16 protein-coding genes are annotated in these 18,253 nt (G+C 42.7%); 2 read left to right on the top strand and 14 right to left on the bottom strand.

Going from position 1 to position 18,253, the window contains the following annotated elements:
• Positions 1 to 33 precede the first annotated feature (33 nt).
• From KI210_RS02930 to KI210_RS02890, 9 genes are all read right to left on the bottom strand, one after another.
• Positions 34 to 1,212 (bottom strand): MFS transporter, encoded by a 1,179-nt coding sequence (locus KI210_RS02930; RefSeq protein ID WP_212780397.1) that lies wholly within the window; start codon positions 1,210 to 1,212, stop codon positions 34 to 36.
• A 103-nt stretch (positions 1,213 to 1,315) separates the two neighbouring features.
• Positions 1,316 to 2,653, bottom strand: coding sequence for a type I glutamate--ammonia ligase (glnA, locus tag KI210_RS02925; protein ID WP_212780396.1), 1,338 nt, complete (start codon positions 2,651 to 2,653; stop codon positions 1,316 to 1,318).
• Positions 2,654 to 2,921: 268 nt separating this feature from the next.
• The gene (miaA, locus tag KI210_RS02920; protein WP_212780395.1) at positions 2,922 to 3,842 is read right to left on the bottom strand and encodes a tRNA (adenosine(37)-N6)-dimethylallyltransferase MiaA; all 921 of its coding nucleotides are present in this window, start codon (positions 3,840 to 3,842) and stop codon (positions 2,922 to 2,924) included.
• A 49-nt stretch (positions 3,843 to 3,891) separates the two neighbouring features.
• Entirely contained in the window at positions 3,892 to 4,293 is a 402-nt protein-coding gene (locus KI210_RS02915; protein ID WP_212780394.1) for a rhodanese-like domain-containing protein, read from the bottom strand.
• Positions 4,294 to 4,356: 63 nt separating this feature from the next.
• On the bottom strand, positions 4,357 to 4,572 hold the full coding sequence (locus KI210_RS02910) for a YqgQ family protein (RefSeq protein ID WP_212780393.1): 216 nt from the start codon (positions 4,570 to 4,572) through the stop codon (positions 4,357 to 4,359).
• Positions 4,572 to 5,252: a rhomboid family protein gene (locus KI210_RS02905; RefSeq protein WP_212780392.1), complete on the bottom strand. Its 681-nt coding sequence runs from the start codon at positions 5,250 to 5,252 to the stop codon at positions 4,572 to 4,574. The genes KI210_RS02910 and KI210_RS02905 overlap by 1 nt, the downstream gene beginning before the upstream one ends.
• Entirely contained in the window at positions 5,253 to 5,816 is a 564-nt protein-coding gene (locus KI210_RS02900; RefSeq protein WP_212780391.1) for a 5-formyltetrahydrofolate cyclo-ligase, read from the bottom strand.
• Positions 5,817 to 5,873: 57 nt separating this feature from the next.
• Positions 5,874 to 6,023 carry a 50S ribosomal protein L33 gene (rpmG, locus tag KI210_RS02895; RefSeq protein ID WP_212780390.1) on the bottom strand — a complete coding sequence of 50 codons (150 nt, stop codon included), beginning with the start codon at positions 6,021 to 6,023 and terminating at the stop codon, positions 5,874 to 5,876.
• A gap of 77 nt (positions 6,024 to 6,100) precedes the next feature.
• Entirely contained in the window at positions 6,101 to 8,209 is a 2,109-nt protein-coding gene (locus KI210_RS02890; protein WP_212780389.1) for a peptidoglycan D,D-transpeptidase FtsI family protein, read from the bottom strand.
• A 92-nt stretch (positions 8,210 to 8,301) separates the two neighbouring features.
• On the opposite strand from KI210_RS02890, the gene KI210_RS02885 reads away from it, so the two are divergent.
• A complete protein-coding gene (locus KI210_RS02885; RefSeq protein ID WP_212780388.1) occupies positions 8,302 to 10,902 on the top strand; it encodes a YfhO family protein in 2,601 nt (866 codons plus the stop codon).
• Between the two features lie 62 nt (positions 10,903 to 10,964).
• Entirely contained in the window at positions 10,965 to 11,888 is a 924-nt protein-coding gene (locus KI210_RS02880) for an N-acetylglucosamine kinase (protein ID WP_212780387.1), read from the top strand.
• A 75-nt stretch (positions 11,889 to 11,963) separates the two neighbouring features.
• Here KI210_RS02880 and KI210_RS02875 read toward each other — a convergent pair whose 3' ends face one another.
• From KI210_RS02875 to KI210_RS02855, 5 genes are all read right to left on the bottom strand, one after another.
• Positions 11,964 to 12,875 carry an L-lactate dehydrogenase gene (locus tag KI210_RS02875; RefSeq protein ID WP_212780386.1) on the bottom strand — a complete coding sequence of 304 codons (912 nt, stop codon included), beginning with the start codon at positions 12,873 to 12,875 and terminating at the stop codon, positions 11,964 to 11,966.
• A gap of 63 nt (positions 12,876 to 12,938) precedes the next feature.
• Positions 12,939 to 13,418 (bottom strand): transcription elongation factor GreA, encoded by a 480-nt coding sequence (greA, locus tag KI210_RS02870; RefSeq protein WP_212780385.1) that lies wholly within the window; start codon positions 13,416 to 13,418, stop codon positions 12,939 to 12,941.
• A 72-nt stretch (positions 13,419 to 13,490) separates the two neighbouring features.
• Positions 13,491 to 15,902, bottom strand: coding sequence for a phenylalanine--tRNA ligase subunit beta (gene pheT / locus KI210_RS02865; protein WP_212780384.1), 2,412 nt, complete (start codon positions 15,900 to 15,902; stop codon positions 13,491 to 13,493).
• Positions 15,902 to 16,951 (bottom strand): phenylalanine--tRNA ligase subunit alpha, encoded by a 1,050-nt coding sequence (pheS, locus tag KI210_RS02860; RefSeq protein WP_212780383.1) that lies wholly within the window; start codon positions 16,949 to 16,951, stop codon positions 15,902 to 15,904. Before pheS ends, pheT begins: the two co-directional genes overlap by 1 nt.
• 300 nt (positions 16,952 to 17,251) lie before the next feature.
• Positions 17,252 to 18,148, bottom strand: a complete 897-nt coding sequence (locus KI210_RS02855; RefSeq protein ID WP_212780382.1) for a LysR family transcriptional regulator — start codon at positions 18,146 to 18,148, stop codon at positions 17,252 to 17,254.
• Between the last annotated feature and the right edge of the window lie 105 nt (positions 18,149 to 18,253).

Below are 18,253 nucleotides of genomic sequence, written 5' to 3'. Positions count from 1 at the left end.
AAACTTCTTTTCATTTTACCATAAAACCAACTGCTAATGCTGGTTGATCGCATCATTCAAGGATTTATGCCAAATCAAGTAAACTACTAGGGCCAGCGGAATGATTGCTAAATCGACCCAATAAAAATCATTGATCGGCAGCAACGCCGCACTTTCCCCGCCAATCATTGGTCCTAAGGCCATTCCAATATCAAGGCCCAAGTAAAAAGTACTGCTGGCCAGGCCTTGTTCATTGATTGGCGTTAGCAGCAAGGCGGTTGATTGCAAAACAGAATAGATTAAACCATAGCCTACCGCCATGCCGGCAGCTGCGAGGAACATTTGCCAATTATTTTTCATAATCGCAAGCATCGTAATGTAAAAGCCGGTGCTCAAAAGACTGATCCAAAACCAAATGCCAAACCGCACTGTATCAAACAAACGCTTCAACCCCGTTCTAATCAACAAGAGCACAATGGCATAAAGCAAGAAGTAATCGCCAACTGCCACCCCGCGATGAGCTTCTTCGGTATAAGTAACAATATCAGCCTGCGTAGTAAAATATGGGATCGCAAATAAAGCCGTCAAAATTGCTACTGGCAAGGCCTTAGGCGAAATTATTTTTAACTCCCTTAGGCGCATTTTGTTGGTCCTTTTGGCGGGCAAGGCATGATCAGAAACAAATTGGATCACTAAGACCATTAAAATACTAGCTGCTAAAGCAATCATGATGGCTTTGCGATAGCCAATCTGATGGTAAACGTTGATCGCAATCGCTGGTGCAAGCGCCATTGCCAAGGCGTTCATTAATCCATAAAAGCCCAGCGCCTCGCCAACGTGTTCTCTAGGAACCAAGAAGGCTAACCAAGTGGTCATGCAGACGGTGCATAAGACATAGCCACTCCCATTGATTAAGCGAAAAAGCAGCAGCAATTGACTATTGGGCGTAAGCACGTAGCCCAAGATCCCAAGCACAATCAATAGTCCCCCAATAAAAGATAAGCGATATTTTGAAAGATAATCGGTTAAATTGCCTGCAATTGGTCGCAAAAACATGGCAGCAATACTCATAATTCCTACGATTAAACCAGCAAAAGCACTGCTGGCACCAAGTGAGCGAGCATAACCATTGATCAGCGGATTCACAAACATCGTGCCAAACATAAAGAAAAATGAAGCTGCCATTACCAAGATGACATCTTTAGAATAGACACTGGACTGTTTTTTTGTCATTATTTACTACCTCACGCGATTCTTCCTAAAACCTTGTTCTATTGTAGTACAAAATAAAAAAGCGCGATCAGCTGATCACGCTTTTAGTTTTAATTTGCTTAATTTAGTAGCCCATGTACTTGCTGCGTTCCCAGTCAGATACGCTTTGAGTATATTGTGACCATTCAAGTTCCTTGGATTCAATAAAGCTTGCACTTAAGTGTTCGCCCAAGGCGTCCTTGATTACGTCATCAGCCTTAAAGGCCTTGATAGCGTTGTGCAAAGTTGATGGCAATGGCTTGATTCCAAGTTCAGCCCGCTTTGCTTCAGGCATTTCAAAAACATTAGAAGTAATTGGAGCCATTGGTTCTTCACCACGCTTGATGCCTTCAAGACCTGCATTCAAGGCTGCTGCTAACAACAAGTATGGGTTAGCAGTTGGGTCAGCTGAACGCATTTCCAAACGCGTCGTAACTTCATCAGCATCAGGAATCCGAACCAATGGTGAACGGTTCTTCCGAGCCCATGAAATATATACTGGTGCTTCGTATCCTGGGATCAAACGCTTGTATGAATTAACAGTTGGGTTGCCAATTGCCGTAATTGCACGAGCATGCGTTAAAATCCCGTTTAAGAAGTAACGTGCATCTGCTGACAGGTGATATTCGTTATTTGCATCGTAGAATGCATTCTTGCCGTTCTTCATTAATGACATGTTAGTGTGCATCCCGTTACCAGCCTTACCTTCAAGCGGCTTTGGCATAAAGGTTGCAAACAACCCATGCTTTCTAGCAGTCTCGCGAACAATCATCTTGAAAGTTTGGACACGGTCAGCAGTGGTTAAAGCATCATCAAACTTAAAGTCAATTTCTTGTTGACCTTCACCAACTTCGTGGTGAGCAGCTTCAACTTCAAAACCAATTGATTCCAAAGTTTCTACAATATCACGACGGCAACGCGCACCTTCGTCATCAGAAGTCATATCAAAGTATGAAGCATGGTCAGGAACCTTGGTTGTCCAGTCGCCATCTTCGCCCAACTTGAACAAGTGGAATTCAGCTTCAAAACCAATATTGAAAGCTTCAAAGCCCATGTCAGTCATCTTCTTCAAGACGCGCTTCAAGTTGTTTCTTGGGTCACCTTCAAATGGTTCGCCATTAGTCTTATGAACTGAACAAGTCAAGCGGCCAATTCTTGCACCGGTTTCATCAACCCATGGCAAGACCATCCAGGTTGAAAGATCAGGATAAAGAACCATGTCACTTTCTTCGATCCGAACGAAGCCATCAATTGAAGACCCATCAAACCGAATTTCGTTGTCAAGGACCTTGTCCAATTGACTCTTAGGTACTTCGACGTTCTTCAAAGTACCATTAACATCAGTAAAGGCTAAGCGCAAAAAGCGAACGTTCTTGGCTTCTACTTCTTTACGAATACTATCAGCAGTAATTTCTTTACTCATAATTGAATCACCTATAAAAACTCAAACATCTAAGAATTGGTATAGTCCCGGTGAACCCTCGTAACTGAGTTCTAGAACTGTCTAATACAATAGCAGACCAATTTAGCCTTGTCAAATTGGTATAGCGAAAAAAAGCAAGTTTTTTACAAATCTTTACCAAACAAAAAAGATCGGCAGCGCTTCCACTGCCGACCAGTCGCAATTCTTGAAATCCAAATCTTTTTTTAAAAAAGATTTGCTTCTGTTCAGTATATTTTGCTATTAATTATTAATTTTGCAGCCATTCTGCCACTTCGCTTAAAATTTTTTCTTCACAGGCAGGATCCTGCAATGGATCAAACCATTTAACCGGCAAAGAATTATTAAAATAGGTCAGTTGTCGCTTTGCATACCGGCGAGACGCCGTTTTGAGCTTGGTTACGCAAGAGTCTAAATCTGCGGTTCCGGCAAAATATGGGAAGAACTCTTTATAACCGATCGCTTGTCTTACTTGGTGCAAACTTTGCCGATTGTGATAAACAAACTCGGCTTCTTGCAACAGTCCCTGATCCATCATTTGGTCTACTCGCTGATTAATCCGTTCATATAAAATTTCCCGTTCGGTCTTAAGACCAATCAGCAAATAATCATACCGAGGTTTAATTTCCGCCTGCTGCTCGGAAAATTTTTTCCCAGTCCGATCGATCACGCTCAAAGCCCGCATGACGCGACGGGAGTTTTGGACGGGTATTTTTTTAGCAGCAGCAGGATCTTGCTGGGCTAAACAATCCCAAAGCTTGGTCGGTCCATATTTTGTTAGATATTCTTCCCACTTAGCTTCAGTTCCAGTTGGCACTTCCTGCTGCTCACCTAATTGAAGATCAGTGACCAGGGCCCGCACGTATAACCCAGTCCCGCCCACCAGCATGGGCAAATGGTGCTCTTGGCCAATTTTAGCAATGGCCTTGGTCGCATCATCAACAAACATCTTGACAGAGTATTCATCAAAAATAGACTGCGTATCAACCAAATAGTGCTTTACCTGCTTTTGCTCTGCTGGCGTGGCCTTGGCAGTGCCGATGCTTACCTCCCGATAAACCTGCATCGAGTCACCGGAAACAATCTGAGCATCGAGTTTTTGGGCAAGTTTAATTGCTAAAGCCGTTTTCCCAATGGCGGTTGGTCCGACAATTCCTAAAAGTTTTTGCATTGTTTTCCTCAAATAAAAAGCACGCTCATCTCCTGAGCGTGCCATCGTTTTAATACTTTGCCTTCTTGGTCCGGCCATCCCAATTTTCAAAACCGTCTTTTAAGTAAAACAGGTGACCATAGCCTTTTTTCTTTAAAAACCGGGCTGCCCGCAGAGTGATCGTTAGAGAATCGGAATATAAATAAACCGGCAAATCAGGGCGCAATTCTTGATACTTATAGCGTAAAGTTTGATAAGGAAAACTCCGAGCACCATCAATATGCTTACGCTTAAACGGTGCTTCTTCACGCAAATCGACAATCTGCGCCTTTCTCATACCCTCTTTAAAACCTTCGTTGTCAAGTTCGCCGCCGACGCTTTTGGCCATAATTTTAGTATAGAGCCAGTAAATAACCATGGCTGCTATAATGATGATCAAAATGACATCGACGATAATTAAGAATGATGACATGCTCCAAATATTCCCTTCGATATAGTTTACTTAAAATATAATAACGCTAATTCACATTCTTGACTAGATTTTCCCGTCAGACTTTTCCTCAAGATCATGCTCATGTCGCAATACTAATTTTGCGCGCAAATAATCATGTTGGTCCATCACGCCTGCTTTATAAATATTATCTAGCTCGATTTCCATCATATCGATATCCCAAATTCGTTTTCCGAGGTGAACTAGGATTCCGTATTTTTCCAGCAGCTGTTGCACATCATATAGCGTCCGAAGCTTCATTAGAAATTAATCCTCATTCCTAATCTTAAAGTCACGATTACATATACCACTATGCCGATTGCTGACAAAATTTTAAAAGTGCGCCGATATAAGCCGTGATATTGCGTAGTAATGAGACTCATCAGGCAAAAGCCCGTAATAAAGCCGCCAACGTGACCCCAAATATCAATTTCACTAATGAATAAATCGATCACGATGTTTAAAACCGCTAGCGACAAGGCTTGGCGACCTGCATAACCTGTAGCCAGCCGGCGGTCACTAGTAAACAGCAAGGTCGTCAGTGCCCCTAATAGACCAAACAGAGCCGTCGAAGCTCCTGCACTTAGGGCCAAATCTGACCCAAAGGCAAAGCTCATTAAGTTTCCGCCGATCCCTGACAGCAGATACAAGGCAAGAAACCGCCATGACCCCATAAAAGGTTCCATCATTCGTCCCAAATATAAAATGATGATCGCATTTGAGGCAATGTGCAGAATCCCAATATGCAAAAATTGCGCAGTAAAGAGCCGCCAAAATTGATGCTTGATTGCTACTAATGGGTTATACATGGCCCCCATTTTGTATAAAACGGTCGTATTTTCGGAGCCACCCATGAAGGTTTCTACTAAAAAAACCACAAACAATACCACCAAGATGGCATTGGTCATATTGAAATAATCTTTTCGTCGAATTGAAGTCATTTAATCACCTATGATTTCTTCAGTTGTGACCAGATAATTAATTGGCATATCAAATGCTTCAACTGGCCACACAGGCTTTTGGTAAATCATTTTAGAATTAGCTAAGACCAGGCTTTTTACTTGATGCTTAGCCAAAAAGCGATCATAATAGCCGCCACCAAAACCAAGCCGATAGTGGCTTGTGCAGTCATAAGCCAAACCCGGAACAACCAGCACATCCAAATCATTTTCAATTTGTGCCTGGGGATCAGCAACTTCGCTAACGCCAAATTTTGAGACTTTTAGTTTTGTATTATAGTTGTAGGCTAAAAAGTCCATGGTCCGATCAGAATTTGCCCGAGCCAAAAAGACTTCCTTGCCCTGATCCCATAAAGAGGCAATTAACCTGGAAGTATCAACTTCAAAATTCAAACTTGAAGTCACGCCGATCTTTTCTGCGCCTTCAAGCAAGTCGGAATTAAGCAAGCGCTCCAGCAAAAGCTGATCCTCGCGCTTTTTTTCAGCTGTTTCGGCATAAGCTTGCAGTTTAGCAATTTGCTGCTTGCGTAATTCTTTTTTCTCCATCAGTTCCACTCCCTTTAACAAAAAAAGCAGGCTAGACTCGCCTGCAATTTTGGTTCATTACTTAGTTTCACGGTGAAGCGTTACCTGTCTTTCAACTGGGCAATACTTCTTCAAAGCTAAACGTTCCGGATGCTTACGCTTGTTCTTCTTTGATAAGTAACTTCTGTCGCCACATTCGGTGCATTCCAAAATGATGTTATCTGCCATTTCTTTCACCACCTAGTATAAATATTCTGACTTTTACAAGTCTATCATTTTTCTGTGATTAATGCTAGGACTCTTTGCTATTTATTCGGATAAAGTTTGAAATACTTCTGAACCATCGCTTTCGCCATTTGCAAAGTGTACGTCCCTTCTTTTTCAGGATCTAGTCCTGGGAAAATAATCGCAATCGCTAATTTAGCATTATTGGATGGCGCGTAACCCACAAAGGTCGCATTAATCAACTCGATGTTGTAACTCTTATTTGGTTTCTTCGGATTGTAGTAGTAAACCTGCGCCGTACCAGTTTTACCAGAAATTGAAGGCGAAACGCTCTTTAAAGTATGAGCAGTTCCCCAAGCATTGGTTCCGTGAACTACGCGGTAGAACCCTGTACGAACGACGTTAAGTTCGGAACTAGTCCAAGGAATCCGTTGTTGCACATTTGGCTTTTTATTCCAGGTAATCTTAACTTTATTGCCTTTATCCGTGGTTTTGCCAACCGATTGCACAACATATGGCTGCATGCGGTAGCCGCCATTGGCAATGGTTGAAACATATTGCACCATTTGAATCAAAGTATAAGCATCATAGTTACCATAGGCCAAGTCAAGCACGGAACCAGAAAGAATATTGCCGCTCGAATTGTAAGAGTCCCCTTCAATTCCGGAAACTTCTCCTGGCAAGTCGATACCAGTCTTTTGTCCTAAACCAAACATGGCAAAGTTGCGCCGCAAGGTTTGGAAGGCGGTCTTAGGCATGTAAATGTAAGTGTGCGCTTCATATTGCGCCTTTACCCATTTCAAGGCTAGCCGCATCATGTAAATGTTTGATGAAACTTCCAAAGCTGTTTCAGCATCCAAGGATGAGAAGGTCCCTTTTGGATAAATTGACTTCTTGACGGCTGAACCTGGCAGGTAAATTGGCGTATCCGATAAAGTGTTATTAGTTGGCGTGATTACCTTATTGATCAAACCACCACTAACCATTGCCCCTTTAACGGCAGAACCCATTACGAAGGATTGGTTAATTACGCCTAGCGGATTAGCTGTCAATTTTCCGGTTGAAGTGTCCCGGCTAAGACCGGCCATGGCATAGACCGCACCGGTATTAGGGTTCATTGCCACCGCATAAGCCCCATTTGAATAATTTGCCGCACCAGCACTAATCGCCTTTTGGTAAACACTCTTTAAAGCCGATTGAACTTCTTGCTGATATTTGGCATCGATCGTTAAGACCAAACTTGCCCCTGACTCACCCTTGTAAACAGTCTTAGATTGTTTGATCGTGCCGTCACTCTTGGTTGTAACGGTGCTTTCTGATTTTGTCCCCTTTAGCAAGGATTCATACTCTTTTTCCAAATAGGAAGTCCCAACTCGGTCATTCCGCGAATAGCCTTGAGCTAAGTAGTACTTAAGCGAATCACTTGGCAAACCGCTCTTTTCAGTTGAAACGGTCCCAATAATTCCTTGGATTGACGTCCCATTTGGATACGTCCGTTGCCAGTCGGTCCCAATGCTGACCCCTGGCAAGTCTGACAAGTGCTCACCAACCAGAGCAACTTCTTTACTGGTCAAGCCTTTATTCTTAATGTAAATCGTTGACAAACTGTAGGCACCGGAAATTTTATTGTAAATTACAGCAGCCGTCTGTTCCTTAGTGGTTAGTTTAATATTTTCTTTTTCAACTTGGGCCACTAAGTAATTATTTACCTTCGATGAGCTTAGTTCATTTCCATCCGAATCGTATTTTTTGCTCTTAGGAAGCTTCTTATATTCGGCACTTTCGTTGGCTGAATTGGCCAAATAATAATCAGCAATCATCCGTTTAGTCAGACTTTTGCCACTAAGTTTTATATAATTACTTAAGGCATTCGAAATTTTATAGATGTCTGAGCTACTGGTGGATGAACCCTTGGTATAGGTGATAGCATTAGTAGCCTTATTGCCAACCAGCACCCGCCCATGGGAGTCATACATCACGCCCCGCGGTACTTGACCGGAAACCTTATTCGTGTCGGTTGACTTAACCTCAGATTTAAACTGAGCCCCATAGCCCAGTTGCAAATAAGCTAACTGTGCTATTAACATAGAAAATAAAATAAAGATGACGCCAAGAATGATTCTCATTCTCAACGGTGTTGAAGCGGCAGCCTTAGAGCCGGTTCCGCTGTTTTTTCTGAAATATTTCACAACAATCGTCCCTTACTAAACTTGATTGTATTGTATCAAAAAGCAGATTCCAATTCTATCTTGATAGAAAGGCTTAGAATTTTTTTAATCGTATGAACCAACATTCAAAATATCAAAAATACTTGTTTTACTTGTTGTCCTTGTTTGTCCCAGCCGCTATTTTTGCTGGCTATTTTCTCATGCATCACAATAATGTCATGACCGTGGACCTTGGTCAACAGTACGTGGATTTCTTAGCTTTTTTCCGAGCTAAGCTTTTTTCAAATCCTTTAGAACTAATCTATACTTTTCAAAATGGTTTAGGCAACTCATTTATTGGTACCATGACTTATTACCTGATGAGTCCGTTTAATTTGATTTTGTTTTTATTCCCGCAAAAAATGCTGCCCCAAGCAATTTTAGCAGTCATTACTGCCAAAGTCGCCTTTAGTGGCCTAACAAGCTTTTATTACTGGAATAATAAATATCACAATCAGTTTGCAGCCCTAGCTGCTAGTTGTGCTTACGCAATCAGCGGCTATGTAGTAGCCAACTACCTAAACCTCATGTGGTTAGACAGCGTGGTCTTTTTGCCCCTATTAATTAGGGCAATTGATCAATTGATGGCCGGGAAGAAAAACCATTTAATTTTAATAACCTGGGCCTTGTGGGTAACTAATTTCTACACCGGCTATATGGCTTTGTTATTTGGCTTCTTGTATTTTCTCACCCAACAATTCGCCCAAACTTGGAGCTGGCCACAATTTCGGGCCTATCTCTTAAAAAGCTTTTATGGCAGCATGCTGGCAGCTTTTGTTTTAATTCCTTCGGTTATCGAACTGCTGCAAGGAAAAGCTTCAAGCAATACCAAGTGGACCTTTGGCTGGCAATTCATGCCGTTTAAAGCCTTTTTAAAATTAATCGATGGGGCCTACAATTACCATGAAATGGAGGCTGGCTGGCCCAACATTTACCTAACCGTTCCCCTGTTTTTAATGGCCTTAGCCTATTTCTTTAACCAAGCACAAGCTGCTCGCCAACGACTGGCAAATGGGCTGCTGCTTTTATTCATGTTCTGCTCATTATGGTTTACCCCCTTGGTGCTTATTTGGCACATGGGCCAGTTCCCCGTTTGGTACCCAGCTCGCTTTAGTTTTGTCGTAGTCTTTTGGCTGCTGGAATTAGCAGTCAATTTCCTAGCCACCAGTCGTAATTTTAAGTTATGGCAATTTTACATAATTGCGGCCTGTGCCTTTATTTTAGTCAGCTATTGGGCAGCAAGTGCCAAATCGGTAGCGTTTATCAACCAAAACGCGATGCTCTTAGCCAGCATTTGTGCCGTCCTGGCGCTTTTCTTCCTGCTCTTTTTTAAAGAACGAAAGTATGGCTTGGCTTTACTTTACGTCTTAGTTGCTACAGAAGCCGGCTTTAACCTGGTTTGGTCTTTTGACCACATCTCTTTCCAACAAAATAGTGCCTACACTAATTTCACGGAAAATATGCAAAAAGCGACGAATTACGTAAATCAGCGGGATAAGACCTTCTTCCGTTTCGATAAAACCTTTTTCAGAAGCGATGATGATAGCTTTTCCGACAATTACAACGGAATTGCCAACTTTAACTCCATCACCAATCAGCAAACCTTAAACTTGATGAAACAGTTGGGATACTACCATAACAGCAACTCCTACACTAACCATGGCGGCACGCCGATCACCGATGCTATCTTGGGCGTTAAATATTATGCTATCCCTAATTCCAACCGAAGCGGCGTTAAGACGAGCCAGCTGATGAATTATGATAATCGCAATTATCGGATCGATGTTAACAGCAATAAGATTATTAATACCCAAAAACAACTTGTGCTTTACCAAGCAGCCAGCTTGCCTTTGACCTTTATCAGCAATACCAGCAACCAGGTGGCATTTAAGGAGAATTCGCCAATTGTCAACCAGACCAACCTGCTGGGCAATATCTTAGGCAAAAAATTGACGCTTTTCCACTCTTTGGCTTGGCCGACCAAGGTTCAGACGCAAAACGCCAGCAAGTGGCCTGGAAGCTGGCTGCAATATGACAGGAAAAACAGCAAAAATGAGGCCTCGGTCAGCTTCACTTTTACTCCTCAAGACAATGACAGCTATTATCTTGAACTGCCTAGCGGCATGAATAATAATTCCGTGGGCGTTTACCTAAATGGGGTAAAACTTGACAATACAACGCGCGATGACCAATATCAATTGATCAATTTAGCCCGGATGGCCAAAGGGCAAAAATTAACGCTAAAACTAACTTTCAATTCCAATAGCCTGAATTTGAATCAAGCCGTCTTGTGGCATTTCAACCAACAAGATTTACAAAAAATGCTGCAGCGCTTCAATCAAAAACAGCCAACTACCAAGCAAACTGGTGCTTTAAGTCTAAAAACCAGTACTTTTACCACCAGCAAGGCGACCAAATTAAAATCGACTATTCCTTATAGTTCATTCTGGCAGGTCTATGATAATGGCAAACGGCTGACTACTCACTTATTTGCCAAAGCATTTATTTCGGTGAACTTGTCTGCCGGCCGGCACCGAATAACTTATGTCTACGTGCCTTGGCACTTGATTGGCGGAATTTTGATCAGCTTGCTTACTGGCTTGTGGCTTTTGCTTGCTCGCAAATTGTTTAGCGGTAACAAAGAGAAAAAGCCTAGACCAGCCGGCAATAGTTAGCTAAAATTAAAAGCGGTTAAAAACAATTTTATTAACAAAAGTAAATGAAGGGAGTATTTGAATTGACTCTTAAATATCTTATTGGTGTAGATGCGGGCGGTACCCACTCAACTGCCATTGCCTATGATATGGCTGGCAAGGAACTAGGTCGAGCTGAAGGTGGCCCTGGTCAAATTAACGCAGATTATGAAGGTGGCATCAACAACATTGCAGCTGTTGTCAATGAATTATTAGACAAAATTGATGGCGACTGCATGCGCGTCTTAGCCGGAATTGCTGGCTTATCCGTAGTGGGCAATGCGCCAGAAGTCGCAGCCACAATTTCATCACGCATCAACAACTTGCCAACTCGCGCAATTACCGACTCACTCTTAGCACTTTACAGTGGTCTTGAAGGCGATGACGGTGCTTTGGTAATCGCAGGAACTGGTTCGGTATATAACGGTTTGCAAGATGGTCACCTGATTGCTGTCGGTGGCTACGGCAACATTTTAGGCGATGAAGGTTCTGGCTACGCCATTGCACGGGCTGCCATGCAAAGTGCCCTGTTAAGCTGGGATAAGCGTGAAGAAAACGGCTTAATCCCAATGTTCACTGAATTGCTGAAGGTAGAAACCATGGGTGACTGCCCAGCTAAATTCTATCGCATGAACAATTCAGAAGTAGCCGGGATGGCTGTGCACGTTGCCAAATTAGCTGATGCTGGCGACAAGGATGCCGCCCAAGTGATTTCTGAGCAAGCACATTTATTGGCTCGGGATATTTTAATTGGCTTAGACCGGTATGAAGATCCAAAACCAATGAAGATCGCCTTGACTGGTTCTGTTTTGGCTAACAATGCCACGATGCGGGGCTTGATTGAAGATGAAGTCAAGAGCAAGTACCCTGAAGCAACCTTCTCAGTTTCAAACGGTGAAAATGCTCGCGGCGTCATCTTTGACAAGTCTAAGGACTACCGCTACTTCACTAACCACGAAGATCGTTAAAAAACGAATTTCTAAAATAACAAACCCCTCAATTAGGACAAAACCTAATTAAGGGGTTTTTGTTTAGGCAAATTTTTAATCAGCGTACTTTTCTAAGTTATGCTTGATTTTTTCAGCTGAACCAGCCAACTTTTCGCGTTCGCTGCTAGTTAATTGCAGCTTCAGGACCTCTTCAATCCCATCTGATCCAATAATGGCAGGATAACCAACATAGGTCTTATATTCCGGCAAATAAACCGAAACCGGTTCGTACATCCGAGCATTAGTAAAGACAGCTTGGACTAATTTGACCGCACAAGTCGCAATGGCATACGAAGTATAGCCCTTGCCGCGTGCAACCTTAAAGGAATTTTTGTTTGGCTGATCAGATAACTCTTGTTGGGTTTGCTCATCAAATAATTGGGCAGCAATCCGATTGTTAACCCGTAAAGTTGACCAAGCCGTAAATTGACTCGAGCCATGTTCACCAAGCACCCAACCTTCAACATTTTTAGGATTTTCATGCAGCTTTTCGCCTACAATCCGTTGCATGCGGGCTGTGTCCAAAAAGGTCCCAGTTCCAAAAACTTGATCTTTCGATAGACCAGTAACCTTTTGTAATACAGCGCTGACTGCATCACAAGGATTAGAAATATTGATCAAAATACCATTGAAGCCACTAGCTTTAATCTTTGCCCCGACTTCTTTGGCATTCTTCATATTAATTGGCAATTCAGCAAAGCGGTCACCACTTTCAACCGAAGCCTTAATATCGCCAAACGCAGTCACGATAATATCAGCATCCCTTAGATCATCCCACTTGCCAAATTTCAATTTGACATAGTAGTCGTTACGGGCTAAGGTGTCGCTTAAGTCATTATATTCCGCTTCTGCTTTGGCCTCGTTTTTATCTAGTAAAACCAATTCATCAACATAACCATGAGTGAATAAGTCAAAAGCAACGGTTGCCCCAACATGACCCATTCCAATAATTCCTACTTTACGCATAATAATTTCCCTTCCTGAAAAAATAAGAGCCGGAAAACTTGTTCCGACTCTTATTATAGCAACTTATTCAGCTTTGACATCGTTAATAACAACATCAAACTTGCCACCAGGGGTTGAAATAGAAACGGTTTCCCCTTTCTTGTGACCAATTAAAGCCTTGGCAATTGGTGAATCGTTAGAAATCTTCCCGCTCAATGGGTCTGATTCATCACTTCCGACAATTGTGTATGATTCAGAATCACTTTCACCAACCTCAGTAAAGGTAATTGTCTTGCCAATTGAGACTTCATTTGGATCAACACTATCGGCATCAACCACGTCGGCGTATTTTAACATTTCTTCGACTTGCTTGATCCGATCTTCCAAGTGGCTTTGTTCATCTTTAGCAGCGTCATATTCAGAGTTTTCTGATAAGTCGCCAAATGAACGTGCTACTTTAATCCGGTTAATAACTTCCGGACGCTTAACTAATTTAAGTTCCTTTAATTCTGCTTCCAGCTTCTTTTTGCCTTCAGCAGTCATTGGATATGTTTTCTCAGCCATATTTTCGCTCCTACGAATCAAAATTTCTATGCACTGATCAATAATATTGATTTAGCTGCTGAATGTCAACCACTAACGAATGTTTGCGCCTAGTTTTGCAATTAAAGCCTCTGAAATTGTTTCCATTGCCTTGCTTACGACGCTGTCAGTCAAAGTATCGTGGTCATTTCTGAAAGTTAAATTATATGCCAAACTCTTCTTGCCGCTTTCAATATGTTCACCTTGGTAAACATCAATTACCTGTAATTTAGTCAGGTACTTGCCGGCATTTTCGCGGATGACCTTTTCCACATCTTCGTTGGTGAGATTGTCACTGACCAAAATTGACAAGTCCCGCTCAATGGCTGGGAATTTAGGAGCCGGTACAGCCTTGGTGCCTTGGGTTTGATATTTGCTTAAAACGTCTAAGTCAAGCTCGTAGGCGTAAATTTCATGTCCACGCAGAGTTTTATCTAAGAAGGTCAAAGATGGGGCGATCATGCCGATCATGCCTAAATATTCACCATCGAGGTAAATACCGGCCGTTCTGGTTAAATGCATCCCGCTAATTGCTTCAGCCCGATAAGAAACTCCCTTAATTCCTAAGCTAATGAACAATTCTTCCAATTGACCTTTGACAAAGTAGAAATCAACTTCGCGGTCCTCATGTTGCCAATTGTCAGCATAAACATGACCAGAGTAAAGGGCAGCTAAATGTTCATGTTCATGGAACTCCCCACCCTCGCGGTCGTAAGTCCGGCCTTGTTCAAAGAGGAAGAGCTCATTTTCTTTGCGCGCAAAGTTGTAGCTGGCAGCATCAAGCAAACCTTCAAGCAAGTTTTGGCGCATGACTGACCGACTTGAATTAAGCGGCATCTTGATCTTGGCATCGGCTTTTGCTTCCTTGACAAAAGCATGTGCCTTTTCTGGCGAGGTCAGCGAGTAGGAGATTGCTTCCATCAAGCCTTGTCCTTGAACAATAGACTTGACCCGGCGCAATTTGGTTTCAGCTTCGCTGTAGCCGCCGTGAGTTTCAGCCAAAAGCGGTTGGGTTGACTTAATATTGTCATAACCATACAAACGACCTACTTCTTCAACTAGGTCTGCTGGAATTGCCAGATCCCATCTTCTGGCTGGAACATTAACCGTTAATTCGTCGCCGGCAAAGTTGCTCTCAAAGTTCAAGCGATCGAAAATCCGCTTCATTTCGTCAGCGCTGATTTCCGTACCCAGAACCTTGTTAATGTAACTGACAGTGGTTTTAATTACTGTCGGTTCTTTTTGCTGGTCAGCAGCCTTTAAAATGCCTTGAGCAACCGTTGCTCCTGCCTCATTGCGTAAAAGCAATGCTGCCATATTTTCGGCTTTTTCCAAATTGTCCCAGTTGACGCCTTTTTCAAACCGGCTAGAAGCTTCCGTCCGGTTAGCATGGCGCAAGGCAGCTTTCCGGATTAAAGTTGGATCAAAGACCCCAACTTCCAGGTAGACATCCGTGGTATCAGGTTGAATTTCCGAGTTTAATCCGCCCATTACTCCGGCTAAGGCAACTGGTTTAGTGCCATCAGTGATCACGATGTCTTGGGCATCTAATTCAATCTTCTTATCGCTCAACAGGGTGAATTTTTCACCCTTTTCAGCTAAGCGAACGCCAATTTGATGGTCTTTAAAAGTTCGAGCATCATAGGCATGCATTGGCAAGCCGGTTAACAGCATGACGTAGTTAGTAATATCAACGACGTTGTTAATTGGCCGAATACCAGCATTCCACAAACGAGTTTGCATCCACAAAGGACTTGGCTTGACCGTAATGCCGCTAAATTTGCGCAAGTAGTACTTAGGAGCTAGCTTTTGGTCAATTTCAGCACTGAAGCTATCTGTCCATGCAGCGCCGTCTTCTTTTAAAACAACTGGTTCGATTTTAACCGGCTTATCAACAATGGCACCTACTTCATAAGCTGCACCTTCCATTGACAAAGTATCGGCGCGGTTTGGCGTGATATCAAAGTCGAAGATGTAATCATCCATGCCTAAAGCTTCATAAACATCTTCGCCTGGCTTAACATCAGCATCTGCTGGGAAAACATAGATGCCATCAACAAATTCGCTCGGAACAACGCTTTCGTTAAAACCGATTTCCTGCAAGCCACAGATCATGCCGTTTGACTCAATCCCGCGGATCTTGCCCCGCTTGATCTTGTGTCCGCCGGCAATCCGGGCTCCATGCAAGGCCACGATTACCTTTTCACCAGCAGCAACGTTTGGCGCACCGCAGACAATTTGCAATTTTTCATCTTGACCAGCGTCAACTAAAGTCTTGTGCAAGTGGGTACCTTCAATTGCTACACATTCTTCAACATAACCAACGACTAATTTTTTCAGTCCGGCCATTGGGTGGGCAACATCAGCAATTTCAACCCCGGTGCGGGTAATCTTTTCAGCTAAGTCGTTAACATCTAAATCGTCGATATCAACGAATTCTTTTAACCAGTTATATGAAACAAGCATTATTTATCCTCCTTGCGGAATTGTCCTAAAAAGCGGACATCGTTGGTGTAGAAATCACGGATGTCGTCAACGCCGTACTTCAAAATTGCAAACCGGTCAAGACCGACACCAAAGGCAAAACCGCCATAAACAGATGAATCAACCCCGGCATTTTCCAAGACGTTCGGGTGAACCATCCCGGCACCTAAAACTTCAATCCAACCAGTATATTTGCAAATCGGACAACCCTTGCCGTCACAGTTGAAACAAGAAACGTCCATTTCAACTGATGGTTCAGTGAATGGGAAGTAGCTTGGACGCAAACGCGTTGCTCGGTCGGCACCAAAGACGTGCTTGGCGATCATTTCAAGCGTTCCCTTTAAATCGCCCATCGTCACATGTTTGTCTACGACTAAGCCTTCCATTTGCATAAATTGGTGAGAGTGGGTTGCATCATCATCATCACGCCGATAAACCTTACCAGGTCCAACCATCTTTAACGGACCTTTTGCAAAATCATGCTTTTCCAAAACCCGTGCCTGGTCACCGGAAGTTTGGGAACGGAGCAGGTTTTCGCTGTCAATGTAAAAAGTTTCCTGCATGTCACGGGCCGGGTGGTCCTTAGGCAAGTTCATCATTTCGAAGACATAGTGGTCAGTTTCAATTTCTGGCCCTTGCACAACTTGGTAACCCATGCCAATGAACAAGGCTTCCAAATCATCCAAAATCAAATAAATTGGGTGTTTTGAACCAACATGGCCCCGCTTGCCTGGCAGGGTAACGTCAATGCGTTCTTCTTCAAGCTTTTTTTGGGCCAAAGCTTTAAGAATTTCTTCTTTGGTGCCGTCTAACTGTTCATTGAACAGGTCACGCAATTCGTTCACCCGTTGACCAACTTCGCGGCGTTTGTCGGGGGCTACTTCTTTCATTGAGTGCAAAATCTTAGTCAGTTCGCCTTTTTTACCAACTAACTCAACGCGTACTTCGTTAAGCTTCTTTTCATCAGTTGCCTCTTTGATTTTGGCTAAGCCATCTTTACGAAGCTCTACCAGCTTATCAAATAAGTCCATAGTTACTTTCCCTTTCCAAAACAAAAAAGCTTCATCCCAAATAGGGACGAAGCTTCGCGGTACCACCCTAGTTCAGCCTATCCAGCTGCACTTTAAGATTCCTATAACGGCGGATACCGGAATTGATTAGATCCTACTCACAAGATGAAATTCACTGCTGACTTTGGAGCGGCTTTCAGTCATCTGGCTGCTCTCCCTGGACTCAATCATCACAGCTACTAGTCTTGGTCTTCGTAATTACTTATTAGGATACGTCAAAGGGCCAAAGGTTTCAAGCCTTTATATCCCCAGCAATAATAATTATTTCCACAATAATTCATCCCCGTAACGCTTGGTCAAATATTCCTGCATTAATTTCATCATTTTCTTCGGCGCTGGTGCCAGCATTTGGGTTTTGTTGGCTACCAAAGCAATATGCCGTTCATATTTACGGTCAAAATCAAACACGTTAACGTCGCCTTTAATTTTGTTCAAGGCCAATTTTGGCAAAACTCCTAAACCTAAATTTGATTCTACCATGGCTAAAATTGACTGGTCGTCAATTGAGAAAGTCAATGAATTCTGGGTAACTTGATAGTCATCCAACACCTTTTTCGTATCACGATCATAGTCAATCTGCTGCAAAATAAAGTTCTTGCCCGAAATATCTGCTTGCGTAATGGATTTTCTATTTTTAGGTTCAAAATCCTTTGGCGTGATGCAGTAGATTGGATCATTGATCAAAGGGATTACTTTCAGATTTTGGGTAACCGGCAAAGCCGTAAAGCCCAGGTCGATGGCCCCAATTCGGGCTTTTTCGGCGATTTCATTAAATGTTCCCTGCACTATCGTTACCTTGATTTTAGGATAGCGACTCTTAAAATTTCTAATTATTTCGGGCAACCAGTTAATGCAAATACTAGAAAAGGCCCCAATTCTGACTACTCCGGAATTCAAGCCGCGAATGTTATTGGCCTCCTGTTCCAAATTGTGCTCTAAGTTTAAGATTTCTTGCACATAAGGCAAAATTGCGGCCCCATCTTGGGTCAATTCAACGCCTGAACGATTTCTTCGCAAGAGCGGAAAACCTAAATTCTGTTCTAATTGGTTAATCGAGTGGCTGACCGCACTAGGGGTCACTTTTAATTCTTTAGCAGCTTGATAAAAAGTCCCACGCTCGACTACTTTGGCAAAAACCAGGTAATTAAAATGTGCCATGATCTGCTTCCTTTGTTGTTTAGTTGAATAATTTTCACTTTTAATTGAAAATGTTGAGTTTTACTTAATTATGAATTCATTCTAACATACTAGACATAGAGTAAA

The organism is Lactobacillus corticis (assembly GCF_018327645.1).
Taxonomy (GTDB): Bacteria; Bacillota; Bacilli; order Lactobacillales; family Lactobacillaceae; genus Lactobacillus; species Lactobacillus corticis.
Note: the sequence above shows the minus strand (reverse complement) of the source record. Positions and strands in the feature narration are given on the sequence as shown.